This is a genomic window from Dyella sp. BiH032 (assembly GCF_031954525.1).
Classification (GTDB): Bacteria; Pseudomonadota; Gammaproteobacteria; order Xanthomonadales; family Rhodanobacteraceae; genus Dyella_D.
Genome location: NZ_CP134867.1, coordinates 184912 through 203930 on the forward strand (window position 1 = coordinate 184912; position 19019 = coordinate 203930).

At 67.9% G+C, this 19019-nt stretch carries 19 protein-coding genes; 6 read left to right on the forward strand and 13 right to left on the reverse strand.

From position 1 onward, the window contains the following. Positions 1-8: 8 nt before the first annotated feature. Positions 9-1136, reverse strand: coding sequence for a serine hydrolase (locus tag RKE25_RS00745; RefSeq protein WP_311840361.1), 1128 nt, complete (start codon positions 1134-1136; stop codon positions 9-11). Between the two features lie 223 nt (positions 1137-1359). Continuing rightward, positions 1360-2322: a LysR family transcriptional regulator gene (locus tag RKE25_RS00750; RefSeq protein WP_311840362.1), complete on the reverse strand. Its 963-nt coding sequence runs from the start codon at positions 2320-2322 to the stop codon at positions 1360-1362. Between the two features lie 142 nt (positions 2323-2464). Here RKE25_RS00750 and RKE25_RS00755 point away from each other — a divergent pair, with 142 nt between their 5' ends. The 4 genes from RKE25_RS00755 (at position 2465) to RKE25_RS00770 (ending at position 9226) form a co-directional block, all read left to right on the forward strand. Beyond that, positions 2465-3655 (forward strand): efflux RND transporter periplasmic adaptor subunit, encoded by a 1191-nt coding sequence (locus RKE25_RS00755; protein ID WP_311840363.1) that lies wholly within the window; start codon positions 2465-2467, stop codon positions 3653-3655. A gap of 115 nt (positions 3656-3770) precedes the next feature. Further along, entirely contained in the window at positions 3771-6968 is a 3198-nt protein-coding gene (locus RKE25_RS00760) for an efflux RND transporter permease subunit (RefSeq protein WP_311840364.1), read from the forward strand. 11 nt (positions 6969-6979) lie between these two features. Then, positions 6980-8449 carry a TolC family protein gene (locus RKE25_RS00765; RefSeq protein ID WP_311842296.1) on the forward strand — a complete coding sequence of 490 codons (1470 nt, stop codon included), beginning with the start codon at positions 6980-6982 and terminating at the stop codon, positions 8447-8449. 9 nt (positions 8450-8458) lie between these two features. Next, on the forward strand, positions 8459-9226 hold the full coding sequence (locus RKE25_RS00770; protein ID WP_311840365.1) for an SDR family oxidoreductase: 768 nt from the start codon (positions 8459-8461) through the stop codon (positions 9224-9226). Between the two features lie 76 nt (positions 9227-9302). Here RKE25_RS00770 and RKE25_RS00775 read toward each other — a convergent pair whose 3' ends face one another. The 7 genes from RKE25_RS00775 to RKE25_RS00805 all read right to left on the reverse strand — a co-directional run bounded on the left by RKE25_RS00775 (position 9303) and on the right by RKE25_RS00805 (position 13782). Further along, positions 9303-10454, reverse strand: coding sequence for an AI-2E family transporter (locus RKE25_RS00775; protein ID WP_311840366.1), 1152 nt, complete (start codon positions 10452-10454; stop codon positions 9303-9305). Beyond that, a complete protein-coding gene (locus RKE25_RS00780; RefSeq protein ID WP_311840367.1) occupies positions 10451-10741 on the reverse strand; it encodes a hypothetical protein in 291 nt (96 codons plus the stop codon). Before RKE25_RS00780 ends, RKE25_RS00775 begins: the two co-directional genes overlap by 4 nt. Beyond that, complete coding sequence (locus tag RKE25_RS00785) at positions 10738-11190, reverse strand: ABC transporter ATP-binding protein (RefSeq protein WP_311840368.1); 453 nt, start codon at positions 11188-11190, stop codon at positions 10738-10740. Before RKE25_RS00785 ends, RKE25_RS00780 begins: the two co-directional genes overlap by 4 nt. A 93-nt stretch (positions 11191-11283) precedes the next feature. Next, positions 11284-11667 (reverse strand): hypothetical protein, encoded by a 384-nt coding sequence (locus RKE25_RS00790; RefSeq protein ID WP_311840369.1) that lies wholly within the window; start codon positions 11665-11667, stop codon positions 11284-11286. Between the two features lie 74 nt (positions 11668-11741). Next, positions 11742-11897: a DUF1328 domain-containing protein gene (locus RKE25_RS00795; RefSeq protein ID WP_311840370.1), complete on the reverse strand. Its 156-nt coding sequence runs from the start codon at positions 11895-11897 to the stop codon at positions 11742-11744. Between the two features lie 143 nt (positions 11898-12040). Further along, on the reverse strand, positions 12041-12670 hold the full coding sequence (locus RKE25_RS00800) for a YbhB/YbcL family Raf kinase inhibitor-like protein (RefSeq protein WP_311840371.1): 630 nt from the start codon (positions 12668-12670) through the stop codon (positions 12041-12043). A gap of 20 nt (positions 12671-12690) precedes the next feature. Beyond that, positions 12691-13782: a PQQ-dependent sugar dehydrogenase gene (locus RKE25_RS00805; RefSeq protein WP_311840372.1), complete on the reverse strand. Its 1092-nt coding sequence runs from the start codon at positions 13780-13782 to the stop codon at positions 12691-12693. 181 nt (positions 13783-13963) lie between these two features. On the opposite strand from RKE25_RS00805, the gene RKE25_RS00810 reads away from it, so the two are divergent. Continuing rightward, positions 13964-14578 (forward strand): 2OG-Fe(II) oxygenase, encoded by a 615-nt coding sequence (locus tag RKE25_RS00810; protein WP_311840373.1) that lies wholly within the window; start codon positions 13964-13966, stop codon positions 14576-14578. A gap of 15 nt (positions 14579-14593) precedes the next feature. Here the strand turns inward: RKE25_RS00810 and RKE25_RS00815 are convergent, their stop codons facing one another. From RKE25_RS00815 to RKE25_RS00825, 3 genes are all read right to left on the reverse strand, one after another. Beyond that, positions 14594-15595, reverse strand: coding sequence for an alpha/beta fold hydrolase (locus tag RKE25_RS00815; protein WP_311840374.1), 1002 nt, complete (start codon positions 15593-15595; stop codon positions 14594-14596). After that, positions 15592-16392, reverse strand: coding sequence for a lysophospholipid acyltransferase family protein (locus RKE25_RS00820; protein ID WP_311840375.1), 801 nt, complete (start codon positions 16390-16392; stop codon positions 15592-15594). The genes RKE25_RS00815 and RKE25_RS00820 overlap by 4 nt, the downstream gene beginning before the upstream one ends. Before the next feature lie 81 nt (positions 16393-16473). Then, the gene (locus tag RKE25_RS00825) at positions 16474-17091 is read right to left on the reverse strand and encodes a TetR/AcrR family transcriptional regulator (RefSeq protein WP_311840376.1); all 618 of its coding nucleotides are present in this window, start codon (positions 17089-17091) and stop codon (positions 16474-16476) included. Between the two features lie 70 nt (positions 17092-17161). Here RKE25_RS00825 and RKE25_RS00830 point away from each other — a divergent pair, with 70 nt between their 5' ends. Continuing rightward, the gene (locus tag RKE25_RS00830; protein ID WP_311840377.1) at positions 17162-18454 is read left to right on the forward strand and encodes an MFS transporter; all 1293 of its coding nucleotides are present in this window, start codon (positions 17162-17164) and stop codon (positions 18452-18454) included. Between the two features lie 36 nt (positions 18455-18490). On the opposite strand, the gene RKE25_RS00835 is transcribed toward RKE25_RS00830, so the two are convergent. Then, positions 18491-18967 carry an Lrp/AsnC family transcriptional regulator gene (locus RKE25_RS00835; protein ID WP_311840378.1) on the reverse strand — a complete coding sequence of 159 codons (477 nt, stop codon included), beginning with the start codon at positions 18965-18967 and terminating at the stop codon, positions 18491-18493. Positions 18968-19019 lie beyond the last annotated feature (52 nt).

The window sequence follows — 19019 nt, forward strand, 5'->3', positions numbered from 1 at the left end:
GCATTACTTCACTTCGGGGCGAACGCCTTCAGCACGTAATCGCGCAGGATTTCCTGCGACTGCGGATGGGCATAGCGCTGGTTGTAGGCCGTACTGGTGACCACGGCGACCAGCCGTCGCGATGGAATCACGAAGACGTAGTTGCCGCCGTTGCCGCCCATCGCCCACACCGGCTCGTCGATGCCGGTCACGGGCTTGCGGAAGCACCACCACAGATAGCCGTAGTCCGCATCCTCGCGCGCCTGCGCGTGCACGGCGAGCATGGCGCGGATCCATGCGGCGGAAATCACCTGCTTCCCGCGCCAGCGGCCTTCCTCCAGGGCCAGTTCGCCGAGCTTGGCCAGGTCGCGGCTGCGATAGCGCGTGCCGCCGCCGCCCATGCCGATGCCGAGCGGCGAAGCGTTCCATTGCGCGCGGTCGATGCCCAGCGATTTCTCCAGCGCTTCGGCGGCGAAGCGCGACAGCGGCATGCGTGCGGCGCGCTCCACGACCGCGCCGGCGACGAAGGCGCCCGCCGTGCAGTAGGCGAACGCGCGCCCGTGCGGGCTGTCCGCCGGCTTCGTCATCCACGGGGCGAAGCCCTTGATGGGGAGGTCCAGCGCGAACTGCAGCCAGTCCTCGGTGACGTACATGCGTTCCTCGTTGCCCGAGGAGAACTCGTTCTCGTCGTTGCATTCCCACAGGGAACTCATGGTGAGCAAGTCTTCCAGCGTGATCGCCTGCTTGCGCGGGTCCGGGTGTTGCACGGGCTGCTTGTCGGGAAAGAAGCCGTAGACCTTCGCTTGCGCGCCCGGGATCAGGCCCCGATCGATGGCCGCGCCGACCAACAGCGCGGTGACGCTTTTGCTGGCCGAGCGCACGTCGTTGAGGCGGTCGGCATCGCTGCCGTTGAAGTAGCGCTCGTAGGCCAGCTTGCCGTCGCGCGCGACGAGGACACTGGTGATGCCCTTGTAGCTGCCGTCGGCGATCTTCGCCTCCAGCGCATCGAGCCGCGCGGTATCCGCGTGCGCGGCCCGGGCGTCGGCGACCGGCCAACCGTCGTCCCGCGTGACGGGCGGTCGGTAGTCGGCGGCGACCAGCGGAAGGGCCGCGGCGAGCAGCAAGGCGGCGGTGAGGGAACGGCGGGTGCGATGCATCGATGAGCTCCGTGACGGGTGTGCCGGGAGTTCATCGGAGGGAAGAATGAAGCGCCGGAAAGGCGAATGAAGAATAGTGAAGGCCTTGCGGCTCAGGGGGTTGCGCGGGTCGGCGTGGAGAGCCCCCATTAGGGAGGTCGGGTTGCGGAGGACGCGCTTCGCTCCGTAGACCCCCTCACCCCAGCCCTCTCCCCAAAGGGGAGAGGGAGTTAATGGTGTGCCGTCAGGCCGTCATGCGTTGCGGGGGTTGTTCCGCCTTCTCGGCGGGAACCGGCAGCTTTTTGTATCCGGGTTCATTGGTGCGATCGAACAACTCGCGCACCCATTCGATGAACGCCTGCACGCGGGCGGAGAGATGCTTCTTCTGCGGATAGACGATCCACACCGGCTTGCCGGTGGAGATGGTGTCGGTCATCACCAGTTCGAGCATGCCTTTGTCGAGCATGCAGCAGACCAGCATGTGCGGCGCCTGGGTGATGCCGAGGCCGGCGGCGGCGGCCTGGATCACCGATTCGCCGTCGTTGATCAGCAGGTGCGCATCGATGTCCACGCTGACCTGGCCGCTGGGCGTCTCGAATTGCCACTGGCGCGGACGGCCGTTGGGATAGACGTAGTTGATGCAGCGGTGTTGCTTGAGGTCTTCGATGCTGCGCGGCGCGCCGTACTTGGCCAGATAGTCCGGCGAGGCGCAGACCACGTTGCGCAGATAACCGATCTTGCGGGCGATCAGGCTGGAATCTTCCAATTCGCCCACGCGGATGGCGCAATCGATGCCTTCTTCATTGAGATCGGCCGGGCTGTCGCTCATGGACAGTTCCAGGCGGATATCCGGGTAGCGGCGCTCGAATTCGTCCAGGCGGGGAATGACCGCCGCCCGCCCTACGGCCAGCGAGATGCCTACGCGGAGCCTGCCCGTCGGCTTGCGGTTGGCGTAGTTCAGGGCCTCGGTGGCCTCGGCCAGATCGGCGAGGATTTCCTTGCAACGCGAGTGGAACGCGGCCCCATCGTCGGTCAATCGCAGCGAACGTGTCGATCGGAACAGCAGGCGGGCACCGAGCCGTTCCTCCAGGCGGGACACGGCCCGGCTCACGCCGGACGGGGTCATGCCCAGCTGCGCGGCGGCGGCGGCGAAACTCTTGGCCTCGACTACCCGGACGAAGGCCGATATTGCGGCGAAGTCTTCCATAGGGACGATTCTCTGCTGATTCGTGACTCGGCGTCACTACTGCATTGCACAAGAAAGGGATTTTCTATACCGGAAGGTACACCTATTCTCTCGCGCCTCGAACGGTTTGAACGAATCGGTTCACTAATTCTCGGAGCGCATCATGAAGAAACGATGGATCTTCGCCACCCTCGCCGTGGTTGCCGTGGCCGGCAGCTGGGCGGTGCTCGGCAGCCGCGGCGAAACTCATGCCCAGGCCGCCGCCGGCGGACCGCCGGAAGTGACCGTCGCCCAGGTGCTGGTCCGCCCGGTCAGCGATTCCAACGAGTTCACCGGCCGCCTGCAGGCGGTAGACACCATCCAGCTGCGGCCCCGCGTGAACGGCTATGTCGACTCGGTGCATTTCACCGAAGGCGCCATGGTCAAGAAGGGCCAGCTGCTGTTCCGCATCGATCCGCGTCCCTATCAGGCTGAAGTGGATCGTCTGCAGGCCAATCTCAACCAGGCCCGCTCGGAATTGAACCTGGCCGAGGCCAATGCGGCCCGCGGCCAGCGGCTGCTGGAGCAGCACGCCATCTCCCGCGAGGAAGGCGACCGCCTGACCACTGCGGCGCAGAGCGCGAAGGCCCAGCTGGCCTCGACCGGCGCGGCGCTGGAGGCGGCCAAGCTCAACCTGGGCTTCACCGAGGTGCGCGCGCCGATCGACGGCCGCGTCAGCAATGCCCTGGTCACCCCCGGCAACCTGGTCACTAGCAACGACGTGCTGACCAGCGTGGTCAGCGTGAACCCGGTGTACGCCTACTTCGACGTGGACGAGAACAGCTACCTGAAGCTCGAACAGCTGCGCCGCGAACGCGGCGTGGCGCCGAAGGTGGCGATGGCGCTGGCCAACGAGCAAGGCTTCCCGCATGCCGGCCGCATCGACTTCGTCGATAACCAGCTGCGCGCGGGCTCCGGCACGATCCGCCTGCGCGCGGTGTTCGACAACGCCGATGGCAGCTACACCCCCGGCCTGTACGTGCGCGTGCAGCTGCGCAGCGACACCCAGCGCCCGCGCGCGTTGATCGATGACCGCGCCGTCGCTTCCGACCTGGGCAACAAGTACGTGCTGGTGCTGAAAGACCGCAAAGTCGAGTACCGCCGCGTCGTCACCGGTCCGCTGCTGGACGGCCTGCGCGTGGTCGAGGACGGCCTGGGCAAGGACGACGTCGTGGTGGTCAACGGACTGCAGCACGTCCGCCCCGGCGTCGAGGTGAATGCCACCAAGGTGGCCATGGAAAGCCGCAGCCAGGACGCCAGCAAGCAGTTGGCGATGAACGGCGGCGGCGCGGGCAAGGTCGCCGCCCAGAACTGACCGACGGCAAGGCCCCTGCGCCATGCCGGCGCAGGGGAAGGAACGAACCGCCACGAACGGCGCGCCACGTGCGCGCCATGGGGGCGGCTTGTCCAAAGCACTCAGGACCGATCCGATGAAAATCGCCCAATTCTTCGTGGACAGGCCGATCCTGGCCGGCGTCCTCTCCGTACTGATCGTCATCGCGGGCGGCATTTCGCTGTTCCGCCTGCCGATCGCCGAGTACCCCGAAGTGGTGCCGCCCACCGTGGTGGTGCGCGCCAGCTATCCCGGCGCCAACCCCAAGGTGATCGCCGAGACCGTCGCCACGCCGCTGGAAGAGCAGATCAACGGCGTGGAAGGCATGCTGTACACCTCCTCGCAGTCCACCAGCGACGGCGCGATGACGCTGACCGTCACTTTCGCGCTGGGCAGCGACCTGGACAACGCCCAGGTGCAGGTGCAGAACCGTGTCGCACAGGCGCTTACCAAGTTGCCGCAGGAAGTGCAGCGACTGGGCGTGACCACGCAGAAGAGCTCGCCCGACCTGACCATGGTCGTGCACTTGACCTCGCCCGATAACCGCTACGACATGCTGTACCTGTCGAACTACGCGCGCCTGCACATCAAGGACCAGCTGGCGCGCCTGAACGGCGTGGGCGACGTGCAGCTGTTCGGCGCAGGCGAATACAGCATGCGCGTGTGGCTCGATCCGGAAAAACTGGCCTCGCGCCAGCTGACCACCGGCGACGTGATCCACGCCATCCAGGAGCAGAACGTGGCCGTGGCCGCCGGCGCGCTCAATGCGCCGCCCGGCCCCAGCAATGCCGCGTTCCAGCTCAACATCAACACGCAAGGCCGCCTGGTCAACGAGGAAGACTTCCTCAACATCATTGTGCGCACTACCGCCGATGGCGGCGTGACGCATCTGCGCGACGTGGCCCGCGTGGAACTGGGTTCCAACAACTACGCACTGCGCAGCCTGCTGGACAATCAGCCGGCGGTGGCGATTCCGATCTTCGCCCGCCCGGGCTCCAACGCTATCCAGATCTCCGACGAAGTGCGCGCCACCATGGCGGAGCTGAAGAAGGAATTCCCGCAGGGCGTGGATTATCACATCGTGTACGACCCGACCGTGTTCGTGCGCGGTTCGATCGAAGCGGTGGTGCATACGCTGTTCGAAGCCATCGCCCTGGTGGTGCTGGTGGTGATCCTGTTCCTGCAGACCTGGCGTGCCTCGATCATTCCTCTGGTGGCCGTGCCCGTATCGCTGATCGGCACCTTCGCGGTGATGTATCTGGCGGGCTTCTCGCTCAACGCGCTGTCGCTGTTCGGCCTGGTGCTGGCGATCGGCATCGTGGTGGACGATGCGATCGTGGTGGTGGAGAACGTCGAGCGCCACATCGAGCACGGCATGCGGCCGAAGGAGGCCACGCGCCAGGCGATGAAGGAAGTGACCGGCCCGATCGTGGCCACGGCGCTGGTGCTGTGCGCGGTGTTCGTGCCCACGGCCTTCATCAGCGGCCTGACCGGCCAGTTCTATCGCCAGTTCGCACTGACCATCGCCATCTCCACGGTCATCTCGGCGTTCAATTCGCTGACCCTGAGCCCGGCGCTGGCTGCCATCCTGCTGCGCGATCGCGATGCGCCGAAGGACAAGCTCACGGTGTGGATGGACAAGGGCCTTGGCTGGCTGTTCCGTCCGTTCAACCGCGTGTTCACCACCGGCGCCAACCGCTATGTGGGCGGCGTGAAGCGCATCCTGCGCGCGGGTACCGTCACGCTAATGGTGTACGGCGGCCTGGTGGTGCTCGGCTTCCTGGGCTTCGCTCACGTGCCGACCGGCTTCGTGCCGCAGCAGGACAAGCAGTACCTGGTGGCATTCGCGCAGCTGCCTGATGCGGCTTCGCTGGACCGCACCGAGGACGTGATCCGCCGCATGAGCGAGATCGCCCTGAAGCAGCCGGGCGTGGAAAGCGCTGTGGCCTTCCCGGGCCTGTCGATCAACGGCTTCACCAACAGCACCAACTCCGGCATCGTGTTCGCCACGCTCAAGCCGTTCGAGGAGCGGCGCGACGCCTCGCTCTCGGCCAATGCCATTACCGGTGCGCTCAACCAGAAGTTCGCCGCGATCCAGGATGCCTACATCGCCGTGTTCCCGCCCCCGCCGGTGATGGGCCTGGGCACGATCGGCGGCTTCCGCATCCAGATCGAGGACCGCGGCGACGTCGGCTTCGAGGAACTGTTCAAGCAGACGCAGAACCTGATCGCCGAAAGTCGGAAGACGCCGACCCTGGCCGGGCTGTTCTCCAGCTATCAGGTGAGCGTGCCGCAGATCGACGCGAACGTGGACCGCGAGAAGGCCAAGGCCGAAGGCGTGGACCTGGCCGACGTGTACCAGACCATGCAGGCCTACATGGGCTCGCTCTACGTCAACGACTTCAACCGCTTCGGCCGCACCTACCAGGTGAACGTGTCCGCCGACCAGCGCTTCCGCCACGAGCCGGAAGACCTGCTGCAGCTGCGCACCCGCAATGCGCGCGGCGAGGCGATCCCGCTGGGTTCGTTCCTGTCGGTGCACCAGGGCGTGGGCCCGGACCGCGTGCAGCACTACAACGGCTACCCCACCGCCGAGATCAACGGCGGCCCGGCGCCGGGCTTCAGCTCGGGCCAGGCGCAGGACGCGATGGAGAAGCTGGCGCGCGAGAACTTGCCCAACGGCATGTCGTTCGAATGGACCGAGCTGACCTATCAGCAGATCCTCGCCGGCAATACGGCGGTGCTGGTGTTCCCCTTGTGCGTGTTGCTGGTGTTCCTGGTGCTGGCTTCGCTGTACGAGAGCCTGACCTTGCCGCTGGCGGTGATCCTGATCGTGCCGATGGTGCTGTTGTCCGCGATCTCCGGCGTGTGGCTCTCGGGCGGCGACAACAACATCTTCACCCAGATCGGCCTGATCGTCCTCGTCGGCCTGGCCTGCAAGAACGCGATCCTGATCGTGGAGTTCGCCCGCGAAGCGCAGATCCTGGAAGGCCTGGACCGCAAGACGGCCGTGCTGGAAGCCGCCCGCCTGCGACTGCGCCCGATCCTGATGACGTCCATCGCGTTCATCATGGGCGTGGTGCCGCTGGTGACCTCGCACGGCGCCGGTGCGGAAATGCGCCATGCGATGGGCGTGGCGGTATTCGCCGGCATGCTGGGCGTCACCTTCTTCGGCCTGATCTTCACCCCGCTGTTCTACGTGATCATTCGCGGCTGGAGCGAGCGCGCCGAAGCGCGCCGCGCCGCCCGCCGCGCCGCCAAGGGCCTCAATACGCCCGCGCTGGAGGAACACTGATGTCCACTTCCATGACTGAAACCGTGCAGGGCTGGTTCGCCCGCCGCGCCCCGCGGCAGGCCCGCCTGAGCGCGCTGGCCGCCGCGCTGCTGCTGGCCGGCTGCGTGAGCGTCGGGCCGGATTACCACCGGCCCGACGAGAAACCAGTGGCTCTGCAGGAAGCGAACGCGAAGCAGGTGAGCGCGGAGAATTTCCAGGCCGCGTGGTGGAAGCAGTTCAACGACCCTGCGCTCGATGCCTTGATCCAGCGCGCGGCGACGAACGCGCCGGACCTGAAGATCGCCGTCGCGCGCCTGAAGGAATCGCGCGCACTGCTCGGCGTCACCCGCGCCGACCAGTGGCCGACCATCAACACGGATATCGACTACCAGCGCAGCCGCGGGCAGCAGCCGGGCTTCACCACTGATCGCGTGACGACCGAAAGCTACCGCGCCGGCTTCGACGCCAGCTGGGAGATCGACCTGTTCGGCGGCGTGCGCCGCTCGGTGGAAGCGGCCGGCGCGCAGGCCGAGGCGAGCGCGGCATCGCTGCAGGATGCGCAGGTGACCCTGTTCGCCGAGGTGGCCCGCTACTACTTCGACCTGCGCGGCACGCAGCTGCGCATCGACGTGGCCAAGCGCGACATCGACAACCAGCGCGAGAGCATGCGCCTGATCCGCGCGCGCTTCGACATCGGCACCGGTTCGGAACAGGACGTGGCCAGCGCCAACGCGCGGCTTGCCGCGGTCGAAGCACAGCTGCCCGTGCTGCAGACGCAGGCGCACGCCGACGAGGCGCACCTGGCGGTCCTGCTGGGCGTGCGTCCGGGCGAACTGGACGTCGACCTGTCGCCGGCGAGCTTCAAGCCGATCGACGTGGCGCTACCTATCGGCAACGCAGGCGACGTGCTCGCCCGCCGGCCCGACGTGCGCGTGGCGGAACGCGAGCTGGCCGCGGCCAATGCGCGCATCGGCGTGGCCAAGGCCGACTGGTTCCCGCACATCACGCTGGGCGGCTTCGTCGGCTTCCTGGCCGGGCGCAGCAACGACTTCGGCGGCGCCGATTCGCGGGCGTGGTCGGTGGCACCCAGTATCAGCTGGCCAGGCCTGAACGTGCAGCGCGTGCGCAACAACGTGAAGGCGAGCGAAGCACGCGCCGATGCGGCGCTGGCCAATTACCAGCGCACCGTGCTGCAGGCGGTGGAAGACGTCAGCAACTCGCTGCTGGGTTTCAACCTGCAACGCGAGCGCGTGCAGAAGCTGCTGGACCAGGTGACGCAGAGCCGCCGCGCGACCGAACTGGCGCGGGTGCGCTACAACGAAGGCGCGGCGGATTTCCTGCAGTTGCTCGATGCCGAACGCACGCAGCTCTCCGCCGAGGACGCGCTGGCCGAGGCCGAGGCGGCGATCAACCTGCGCGCAGTGGCCGTATACAAGGCCATCGGCGGCGGCTGGGAAGCCTGCGGCGACGAGCGCTGCAGCCAGGTCGCGCAGGCGCCGTGAGTCGCGGCCATGAGCCCTCCGCTCCCGTTTCCCCGCCGCGCGCCGCGTGAGCGCGGCCTGGGTACCGAACCGCCGCCGAGCCAGCGCGTCGCGCTGGTCAGCGGCGCCAACCGCGGCCTCGGGCTGGAAGTATCCCGCCAGCTCGCGGCCGCCGGCATGACGGTCCTGCTCGGTGCGCGCAACCCCGCCGCCGGAGAGAAAGCAGCCAAGGCACTGCGGCGCGAGGGCGGCGACGCCATCGCGGTGCAGCTGGACGTCACCTCCCAAGCCGACGTCGATGCGCTGGTCGAGCGGATCGGGCGCGACTATGGACGGCTCGACGTGCTGGTGAACAACGCCGGCGCGTTCTTCGATGTCGGGGACCGCGCCTCCAGCGTGGACCTCGCTCGCGTGCAGAGTGCGCTGGACACCAACCTGCTGGGCGCCTGGCGTCTCGGCGAGGCGGTGATTCCCTTCATGAAGCGCCACGGCTACGGGCGCATCGTCAACGTCTCCAGCGGCTGCGGCGCCACCGACAGCGACGGCGAGGACTGCCCCGCGTATCGCGTCTCCAAGGCGGCGCTCAACAGCTACACGCGCATGCTCGCCACGGAGCTGAAAGGCAGCGGCATCCTGGTGAACGCGGTGTGCCCCGGCTGGGTGGCGACCGACATGGGCGGACCCGGCGGCCGGCCGGTCGCCGACGGTGCGGCCGGGATCGTCTGGGCCGCCTGCCTGCCGCTGAAAGGTGCGGTCACCGGCGGTTTCTTCCGGGATCGCACACCGATCCCCTGGTGAAGCGCGACGATGCGGTCGCGCGTGGGTGCTAGCCCGGCATGGCATCCCGTGATGGAAGCGCCCACTACGCGCTGGATCAGCGCTGCACCACCAGCGCGAACCAGCGCCAGCCGCGAAGCTTCTCGGCGATCAGTTTCACGCTGGTGAGCATCGGCACGGCGAGCAGCGCGCCGGGTATGCCCCACAGCCAGCCCCACACCAGCAGCCACAGCAGGATGGCCACCGGGCTCAGGCGCATGCGCCGGCCCTGGATCAGCGGAGTAATCAGATTGCCCTCGACCGCGGTGATGCCGGCGAACGTCAGCGCGGGAAGCAGCGCCTGGCCGGGCTGATCGAAGTGCATCAGGCCGACCAGGGCGAGCAAGGTCGTGGTAGTGATCGAGCCGACGTAGGGAATGAAGTTGGCGATCATCGCCACCGAGCCCCACAGCAGGGGATCGGGCACCGCGTAGGCCCACAGCATGGTGGCCGTAACCACGCCGAGCGTGGCGTTGATGACGATGGTGGTGAGGATGTAGCGCGACACCTCCACCTGGATGCTGCGCACGATGGATACCGTGCGGCGCTTGTAACGGAAGTTGGGGGCGATCTCCACCAATCGTCGCAACAGCGAATCGCCGTAGATCAGGAAGAAGAACACCAGCAGTACCACCGTCAGCACGGCCGCGAGCACCTTGGGTGTGCCGGCGATCACGTCCCACGCATCGATGGCTACCGTGGCGGTGCGCGGCGCCTGGCGCACCGCCTGTCCACTCACCAGACTCTGCGTGGCGCGGTTGGCCGCCTCCAGCGGTTGCATCACCGCGCGCAACTTGGGCACGAAGTTGCGCACCAAGCTCGGCGCGTCGTGGAACCACTCCAGCGCTGGCGGCGTCAGGCGCGCGATGCCGGTACCGATGCCGGCGATGAGCGCGATCACCAGCACGCTCGCGCTCAACCAGCGCGGCACGCGGCGGCGCGCGGCGAACGCCACGATGGGATTGAGCGCCAAGCCGATGAAGCCTGCCAGTACCAGCGGGATGAGCAAGCCGCGAACGATGGTGACCGTGTACAGCAGGGCGAGCACCAGCAGGATGTTGAGCACCACGCGAATGCGCAGCAGGTGCCGCTGCGTGATGCGCGCGACCGGCATCCGGCGCTGGCGCGACGGCGGCAGGCCCAGGGGCGAGGGCACGCGGGCATCGCCGCCGCTGGCAGGCGGCGGCGCGAGAGGACCGGTGGCGCTCATGACGGGTCGAAGCCGCCTTCGCTGAATTCGGTGACCAGGCGCGCGGCCTGCGCGACCAGTTCGGCGGCGCTGCCGCTGAGCAATGCGCCGAGCCCCGGCACGCGCAGGGGATGCACGTTCAACTGCCCCAGCACGAAACCGATGCCTGCCGCCACGCCGACCGTACCCAACGGATGCCGCCGACCGCGGGCCAGCAGCGCGCCAGCCGGCTCGGCCAGGGCCTGTCGGGCCTCGCCGACGCGGCTGCTCGCTTCGCGTACGGCGCGAAGATGCTTGAACATGCTCATGTACCCTCCTCCCGGTGTACGCCGGCCTCGCCAGGCGCGGTCGGCGCTTCGCCGCGTTCGGACCGGCGCATCGCCTGCCGTATGGTCTCACGCCATTCGCGCCGTGAGGCGGGCAGCGTCAGCCAGTGCATGCAGCGCCGGAACAGGGCGATCATCCCCCAGAGGAACAGCGCCTGCAGCAGGCCCAGCACGACCAGCGCCCAGGGCCAGGAATGCAGCCACGACGCCAGCAGGACGCCGGCCAGCGCCATCAGGGTGAGACCCAGGCCCACGCCCGCGACGGTGGCGGCGAGGCCGGCCAGGAGCATCCAGGACACGGCGCTGCGCGCCAGTCCCAGCTCGGCGACGAGCAACGAAAGCTGCGCGCCGAACAAGTGTTTGGCCGCGCGCCCGGCGCGGCCGATCTCGTCGAGTACGCCCGGATCCCCGGGCGCGGAACGGTCGGACAAGGGCGGCTCGCCCCCGGACGCCGCGGGGCCTTCCTCGCGCCCGCCTTCCTCACGACCGGGATCGTGCATCCGCTGACCTCGCTTCGTGGAGGATCAGCGACGCAGGATGCGGCCGAGCAGCCAGCCCGCGCCCAGCGCGATGGCCACCGACTGCACCGGCTTCTCGCGTACGTAGTCGCGTGCCTTTTCCAACCACGCGTCGGCGCGGTCCATGGCCTCGTCGTAGACTTCGCGACCGCGCTCGCTGTATTCGCCCGCCTTCTCGGTCGCCCGTGTCGCCGCGCCGGCCGCCTTGTCGGTGGCGCGATGCAGCCCGTCTTCCACGCGGTCCGCGACGTGATCGACCTTTTCCTTGGCATGGGCCACCGCATCGGACGTGGCGCGCTTGAAGCGCTCGGCGCCCTCTTCGATGCGGCTGCCGCCCGTGCCGATAGCCTGCTCCGGAACCGTATCGTTCGCCTGGACTTCTTTGTTCATGGCGGTCTCCTTGGGACGGGATGGTTGACTCTAGCGAATTTCCCGCCCGGGTGTATGCGGGGCGACGCGCCCGTTCAGCTGGCTCGCCGGAAGAAAGCGATCACGGCGAGGATCAGGAAGATGACGAACAGGATCTTGGCGATGCCCGCCGCGGTACCCGCGATTCCGGTGAAACCCAACAGCGCCGCGATGATGGCGATGACCAGAAAGACCAGGGCGTAGTGAAGCATGGCGCGATTCCTCGATGACGGAACGGAATCCCCTGGTGCGCATTCATCCATAGGCCGCGCCTTGCCCGCGTGAAGGCCGCGCGCCGCGGCCTCCACGTTGTCACCACATCGTGGCGTTACGTCAACGGGCGGCTAAACACCCGCTAAGCGCGGACCACCGCTTCGGCGTAGATCGCATAGGTGCCGACGATCTCCGCTTCAGCCAGCACGTGACCATGCATCGCCTTGCGCAGCTCGTCCAGCGTGAAACCGTCGGCGAGATAGAGCGTTGCCACGTCCAGCGCATGCACGCGGAAGTGATAGTGATGCACGCGCTCGTCGTTCCACGGCGGACACGGGCCGTCGTAGCCGAGGTACTCGCCGGCCATCTCTTTGTCGCCCTGGAACCAGCCCGTGTAGTCGTTCCTGCCCTGCACGCTGCCAGGCGGACCGGAAGGCGCGCGCTTGCCGCGCACGACGATGCCTTCGCTGCAGGCGCCTTCGCCCAGTTCGACGCATTCGACCGGAATGTCGGCGATCAGCCAGTGCACGAATTCCACGCGGGGGAGATCGGCCGGCACCGTACGGTCCGGCTGGTTGACGTCGTCGCCGCGGCTGGGCACGTCCGTGTCGATGCAGGTGAGCACGTAGGAGCGCGCCGCGGGCGGCGCGCCCTTCCAGGCGAGATGGGGGCTGAGGTTGTCCGACAAGGCCACCGGGTCGCCCGGCTTGCCGAAGGCGAAGCGGAAGGGAATCGGCTGGCCGTTCGCGAAGCTGTCACTGCGAAGTTGCACGTCGTGGTCCTCCGTTCGGGTCATTTGGCTTGATAGGTGACGCGATACACCGCGCCGGCCTCGTCATCGCTCACCAGCAGACTGCCGTCGGGCAGCGGCTGCACGTCGGCCGGACGTCCCCAGGCCTTCTCGTCCTGCATGAAGCCTTCGATCAGCGGCTCGTAGGAGACCACCTTGTTGCCGTTGAGCCGCACGGTCATCACGCGGTAGCCGGATTTCTTGGTGCGGTTCCACGAGCCGTGCTCAGCGACGATCAGCGCGCCCTTGTAGCTGGCCGGGAACTGCTTGCCCTCGTAGAAGCGCAGACCCAGCGAGGCCACGTGGGCGCCGAGCTTCAGCACCGGCGCGGTGTAGTCCTTGCAGTTCTTGCCCTTGCCGAACTCGGGATCCAGCGTGTCCCCCTGATGGCAATAGGGATAGCCGAAATGCTCGCCGACGCGCGTGGCGCGGTTGAGTTCGTCACTGGGCAGGTCGTCGCCCAGCAGGTCGCGCCCGTTGTCGGTGAACCACAGGTCGTTGCTGCCGGGGCGCCAGGTGAAGCCGACCGTGTTGCGGATGCCGTAGGCCACGTCCTCCAGGCCGGTGCCGTCCTGGTTGAGCCGGGTGAGCTTGGCGTAGTCCTTGCCTTTGTCGCAGATGTTGCACGGCGCGCCGATCGGCACATACAACTTGCCGTCCGGGCCGAAGGCGATGAACTTCCAGCCGTGGGCCGTATCGGTGGGGAACTTGTCGTACACCACCTCGGGCTTCGGCGGATCGTCCAGGTGATTCTCGATGTCGCGCAGCACCACGATCTTGCTTACCGCGGACACGTACAAGTCGCCGTTCTTGAAGGCGACGCCCACCGGCAGTTGCAGCCCGGTGGCGATGACGCGCACCTTGTCGGCCTTGCCGCTGCCGGTACTGTCGGTGAGCGCATAGACCTTGCCGGCGTCGTTGGAACCTACGAACACGGTGCCCTTGGCGCCCAGCGCGATCTCGCGTGCGTTCGGGGTCCGGTCGGAATAGACGGCGATATGGAACCCCTTGGGCAGGGTGAGCTTGTCCAGCTGGGGTTCGGCCAAGGCGGGGAAGGCGAGCAGGCCGAGCGCAAGAGCGAGGAGCGGACGCATGGATGACCTCCGGTGGCGGGATCGGACAGCCTATAACGGCGCGGATGAAGTTGCCTCTGCCGCTCTGATATCGTGCGCGGCCCCGGCCATGGGCAAGCGAGGGCCGGCATCGTCATGGTGCACGCACCGGCCCGGAGCCGTGCCACGGCGGGCGCGGCGCTCCCGCCACTCGAGGTTTCGCATGGATCCCTTCACCGCCCATATCGACACCGCCATCGACGCGCTCGCCACGCACGGCTGGTGCGTGCTCGAAGGCTTGCTCTCCGAGGCAGCCACCGCTGCGCTGGCCGACGAATGCGCGGCCATGCATGCCTCCGGCGAACTGGCGGCGGCACGCGTCGGCCGTGAGAAGACGCTCTCGACACTGCGCGGCGACCATACCCGCTGGTTCGATATGGCCACGCCGACCGCAGCGCAGCGGCCTTACGTGGAAGCACTCGAGGCGCTGCGCGTGGCGTTCAATCGCGGCCTGATGCTGGGCCTGGTGGAGAACGAGGCCCACTATGCGGTCTATCCGCCCGGCGCCCGCTATGCGCGCCATCTGGACCAGCCGCATCAACGCGAGGCGCGCGTGGTGTCGGTGGTGTATTACCTCAATGCGGATTGGCAACCGCAGGATGGCGGCGCGCTGCGGCTGTACCTGGACGACGGCAGCCATCGAGATGTCCTGCCGCACGCCGGCCGCATGGTGCTGTTCCTGTCCGACCGCTTCGAGCACGAAGTACTGCCGGCCACGCGCGAGCGCATGAGCATCGCCTGCTGGATGCGGCGGCGCGAGCCGGGCGCGCTGATCTGATCCGGCGCTAGGGCTTTAACCCGCCAGCGCGTTGAAGCGCGCGGCGATGTAGTCGTCGGTGAAACTGGTCATGTCCATGCCGCGGATGAAGCCGCAGTGGCCGCCGTGGGGTGCGATGTCCAGTTCCACGTTCGGCGGCAGTTCCAGCTTCTCGAACGCATCGACCGGGATCACCGGATCGTCGCGCGCGGTGAGGATCGTGGCCGGGATGCGCATCGCCTTCAGGGCGGCGCCGGCCACGGAATAGCCGTCCAGATAGGCCTGGAGCGATCCGAAATCGGTATGGCGCAGCACCAGCGATTCGGTGAGGCCCCGCAGGTTCTGCTTCAGTTCGTCCAGCTCGAAATACTGCCGGTGCGGGAACGCCGCCTGCTTGGCGCGCAGCGAGCGGCGCCACTTGCGCAGGAAATAGGCCTGGTAGAACCAGGGCGCCGCTTCCTCCAGCGAGAACAGACCTTCGCCCGGATCGATGATGGGGCACACCGCCAGCGCGTAATCGAGCGGCACGCCGGAGGCCGGCGCGCGCAACGCGGCGCGCAGCGCGAAATTGCCACCCAGCGAGAACCCGGCCAGCGCCATCCGGCGCGCGGGCCAGCGCCGGGCGATATCGGCGAGCGCGTGTACCACTTCGTCGATGCGGCAGGAATGGAACAGCGCCTCGTTGAGCGGATGGCTGTCGCCGTGGTCGCGGAAGTTCAGGCGGAACACGTCCCAGCCGTCAGCCAGCAGGCGGCTGCCCGTCTGCAGCACATAGGTGGAATCGACGCTCCCTTCCCAGCCGTGGAACAGCACGGCGAGGCCGCGCGCTTCCGCCAGGGCCTTCTGCGCGGTGTATGCACCCGTGAGGCGCACGCCGTCGCCGCCGTCCACCATCACCGGCTCGGCGCCCTCGCGCACGGTCTGCGCGGAGCGCGGCAGCAGGCGGCGGCGGACGCCGCTGGAGGAAAGCATGGTCTGGATGTGGCCGCTGTTGAGCGGCCATGGCGGGCGGAAATCGGCGCCGCGCGGGAGCGTCATGCGGCGCGGTCTTCCAGGGCGGCGGCAATGCGTTCGCGCGAGAGCTCGGCCATGCGGCGACGCGCTTCGGGTGTGGCCGGCACCGGTTCAAGGAAATGCACCTCGGCATCCAACGGCGCTTCGCCCAGCAGACGCAGGAAGTTCTGCAGGAAGTTCTCGTGCTCGCGGAAACCCGCGTCGATCACGCGCCGGCCGTCGCGGGCGAAGCGCAGGGCCACCGGCTGCACGGGCACGTCCGCATCCAGCGCAGCCTGGAAGATGCGGGCATGGAAGACCCGCAGCACACCGTTGTGGCCGGTGCCGCCCTCGGGAAACACGGCCACCGAGCGGCCGCCGCGCAGGCGGTCGACCATCACCTGCATCACCGTCGCCAGCGAATGGTTGCTGCCGCGGCGGTGGAAGATGGTGCCGCCGCTGGCCGCCAGCCAGCCGACCAGCGGCCAGCTGGCTATCTCGGCCTTGGCCACGAAGCAGGCGGCGCGCTGGCTGTGCAGCAGCTCGATGTCGATCCACGAGGTGTGGTTGGCGACGAACAGCACCGGGTCGCGCAGCGGCTGTCCGAAGCGGACGGAGCGCAGGCCGAAGATGCGCAGCAGCTTGGTCGACCACCAGCGGATCATGCGATGCGCGAACGGCTCGCGGCCGTCCTTCATCACCACGTGCTTGTTCCAGCTCAGGATGCCGGCGCACAGCAGGACACCCAGCACCACGTGCAGCAGCAGCAGGGGCACGCGCCAGAAATAGCGCAAGGGACGAAGGGGATCGCGGTCCGGGGCGGAGACGGTATCGGTGCTCATCAGTCCGGTTAGTTTAGCGTTAGTCGGACAATACGTCGGCGATTCGCGCGCGTATTGTCCGACCGGCATGTACCCGGATGTTTAAAACTGCTTCGCTGCCAGACTGGCGTCGATCAGGCATCGCGCCGCCGCGCCGAGGACCCGTGCCGGACCGCCTTCGCCGAAGGTCTGGCCGGAGACGTAGCTGCCCTCGATCAGGAGCAGCAGGCCATCGGCCAGTTCGTCCGGATCGCGCGCGCCCATGGCGCCGCACATCTCCCGCAGGCGGTCGCGCAGCGCCTGCTTGCTCTGCACGCCGACCTGGTGCGCGGGATGCGCCGGATCCGGGTACTCGATCACCGCGTTGGTGAGGCCGCAGCCGCGATAGCCGTCGCTGCTGGCGCGCCCGGCAAGGTAGTCGAGATAGGCCAGCAGGTGCGCCTTGGGATCGTCCGGGTGCTCGGCGCCCGGCGCCTCGAAGCGCTGACGGAAGCGCTGGTCGTAGTCGCGCAGGTAGTCCGCGATCAGCTCGTCCTTGGACTCGTAGGCCCGGTACAGGCTGGGCTTGGTCACGCCGGCGCGATTGACGATCTCTTCCACGCCGATGGCGCGGATGCCTTCCTTGTAGAACAGGTCGAAGGCGGTATCGCGAATGCGGTCGGCGGCGCGCCGTGGGGCGGCGGGCGTGGCGGAGGTGGCGGGCGTTTTCGAGCGGGGCATGTGTCGGACCTATTGACAGTGTTACCGATCGGTACGTACTCTGCGCTTCCGCAACGTACCGATCGGTAACATGACTATACAACAGCGCCGGCCGTTCGGCCAAAACTACGCCTTCGTGGTCGTAGCCGTGATCTTCCTGGCCCTGCTCGCCTCGGCCGGCATGCGCGCGACGCCGGGCGTGCTGATGCTGCCGCTGGGCCGCGCCTTCGGCTGGAGCCGGGACAGCATTTCCTCGGCGGCGGCGGTCGGCATCCTCCTGTACGGCCTGATGGGACCGTTCGCGGCGGCACTGATGCAGCGCTTCGGCATCCGCCGCGTGCTGCTGACCGCGCTGGCGGTGATGGCCGTCGCCGCGGCCTCCAGCGCACTGATGACCCAGCCCTGGCAGCTTCTGGCGACCTGGGGCGTACTGTCCGGCGCCGGCACCGGCTGCGTTGCCGTGGTGATGGGCGCCACCGTCGTGGGTCGCTGGTTCAGCACGCATCGCGGCCTGATGATGGGCCTGCTCACCGCCAGCACCGCCACCGGCACGCTGATCTTCCTGCCCGGACTGGCGGCCATCGCCGAGTACGCCGGTTGGCGCGCGGTGGTGCTCACGATCGCCGCCGTGTGCGCGGCCCTGATCCCGTTGGCGCTTTGGCTGCTGCCGGAGCGGCCGTCCGAGATCGGTCTGCGCCGGTATGGCGCCAGCACCGACGAACCGGCGGAAGCCGGCGCGCCGAGCGGCAACCTGTTCGCGCTGACCCTGGGCACACTGCGCCGCGCCACCGGTAGCGGCACGTTCTGGCTGTTGTTCGCCACCTTCTTCGTGTGCGGCTTCACCACCAACGGCCTGATCGGCACACATTTCATCGCATTGTGCGGCGATCACGGAATTCCGGAAGTGCGCGCGGCCGGGCTGCTGGCGATGATGGGCATCTTCGACCTGGTGGGCACCACCGCGTCCGGCTGGCTCACCGATCGTTTCGACCCGCGCAAGCTGCTGTTCGCCTATTACGGCCTGCGCGGGCTTTCGCTGATCTACCTGCCTTACTCGGATTTCTCGCTGTCCAGCCTGTCGCTGTTCGGCGTGTTCTATGGCCTGGACTGGATCGCTACGGTGCCCCCGACGCTGCGCCTGACCACCGACGCCTTCGGCGAGCGCGACGCACCGGTGGTGTTCGGCTGGGTGGTGGCCGGGCACCAGGTCGGCGCCGCCGCCGCCGCCTTCCTCGCGGGCGTGCTGCGCGTGCAGTTGGGCAGCTACCTCACACCCTTCGTGATTGCCGGCGCCACCGGCGTGGTCGCGGCGTTCCTGGCGCTGCGCATCGGGCGCCGCAGCGATCGCGGAACGCTGCCGGCGCTGGCGGGCGAAACAGCATGAGGCACGTGGGCAGGGCGCCGATGGCCCCCGCCCGGATCAGCCTTCCAACTGCGACAGCGGTAGTGCCGCCGGCCGCTTCACCGTGCGCAGCACGAAACTCGAATTCACATCCGCCACGCCGGAGGCGTTGAGCAGGCGATCGAGCAGGAAGCGGGAGAAATGCTGCAAGTCGGCGACGTAGACGTGCATCAGATAATCCATGTCGCCCGTCAGTGCGTAGCAGGCCACGATCTCGTCCCATTCGTTCACTTGCCGCACGAAGCGTTCGATCGACTCGCTCTCGTGCTTGGCCAGCTGCACGCGCACGAAGGCCTGCAGGCCCAGCCCCACCGCCTCCGGGTCCACCTGGGCGCTATAGCCGGTGAGGATGCCCTCGCCTTCCAGCCGCTGCAGGCGGCGCAGGCAAGCCGAGGGAGACAGGCTCACGCGCTCGGCCAATTCGGCGTTGGTGATGCGCCCTTCGCTCTGCAGGACGGCAAGCATGCGCAGATCGGTACGATCGAGGTTGGCCATGCAAGATGCTCCGGTGTTGCGTCAGCGAAACGCAATAATATTGCACTTTTCT

What these genes read in the sequence shown, in the direction of transcription:
- RKE25_RS00745 (WP_311840361.1), bottom strand. Translation starts at nt 1,136, where the DNA reads ATGCATCGCACCCGCCGTTCCCTCACCGCCGCCTTGCTGCTCGCCGCG.
- RKE25_RS00750 (WP_311840362.1), bottom strand. Translation starts at nt 2,322, where the DNA reads ATGGAAGACTTCGCCGCAATATCGGCCTTCGTCCGGGTAGTCGAGGCC.
- RKE25_RS00755 (WP_311840363.1), top strand. Translation starts at nt 2,465, where the DNA reads ATGAAGAAACGATGGATCTTCGCCACCCTCGCCGTGGTTGCCGTGGCC.
- RKE25_RS00760 (WP_311840364.1), top strand. Translation starts at nt 3,771, where the DNA reads ATGAAAATCGCCCAATTCTTCGTGGACAGGCCGATCCTGGCCGGCGTC.
- RKE25_RS00765 (WP_311842296.1), top strand. Translation starts at nt 6,980, where the DNA reads ATGACTGAAACCGTGCAGGGCTGGTTCGCCCGCCGCGCCCCGCGGCAG.
- RKE25_RS00770 (WP_311840365.1), top strand. Translation starts at nt 8,459, where the DNA reads ATGAGCCCTCCGCTCCCGTTTCCCCGCCGCGCGCCGCGTGAGCGCGGC.
- RKE25_RS00775 (WP_311840366.1), bottom strand. Translation starts at nt 10,454, where the DNA reads ATGAGCGCCACCGGTCCTCTCGCGCCGCCGCCTGCCAGCGGCGGCGAT.
- RKE25_RS00780 (WP_311840367.1), bottom strand. Translation starts at nt 10,741, where the DNA reads ATGAGCATGTTCAAGCATCTTCGCGCCGTACGCGAAGCGAGCAGCCGC.
- RKE25_RS00790 (WP_311840369.1), bottom strand. Translation starts at nt 11,667, where the DNA reads ATGAACAAAGAAGTCCAGGCGAACGATACGGTTCCGGAGCAGGCTATC.
- RKE25_RS00795 (WP_311840370.1), bottom strand. Translation starts at nt 11,897, where the DNA reads ATGCTTCACTACGCCCTGGTCTTTCTGGTCATCGCCATCATCGCGGCG.
- RKE25_RS00805 (WP_311840372.1), bottom strand. Translation starts at nt 13,782, where the DNA reads ATGCGTCCGCTCCTCGCTCTTGCGCTCGGCCTGCTCGCCTTCCCCGCC.
- RKE25_RS00810 (WP_311840373.1), top strand. Translation starts at nt 13,964, where the DNA reads ATGGATCCCTTCACCGCCCATATCGACACCGCCATCGACGCGCTCGCC.
- RKE25_RS00815 (WP_311840374.1), bottom strand. Translation starts at nt 15,595, where the DNA reads ATGACGCTCCCGCGCGGCGCCGATTTCCGCCCGCCATGGCCGCTCAAC.
- RKE25_RS00820 (WP_311840375.1), bottom strand. Translation starts at nt 16,392, where the DNA reads ATGAGCACCGATACCGTCTCCGCCCCGGACCGCGATCCCCTTCGTCCC.
- RKE25_RS00825 (WP_311840376.1), bottom strand. Translation starts at nt 17,091, where the DNA reads ATGCCCCGCTCGAAAACGCCCGCCACCTCCGCCACGCCCGCCGCCCCA.
- RKE25_RS00830 (WP_311840377.1), top strand. Translation starts at nt 17,162, where the DNA reads ATGACTATACAACAGCGCCGGCCGTTCGGCCAAAACTACGCCTTCGTG.
- RKE25_RS00835 (WP_311840378.1), bottom strand. Translation starts at nt 18,967, where the DNA reads ATGGCCAACCTCGATCGTACCGATCTGCGCATGCTTGCCGTCCTGCAG.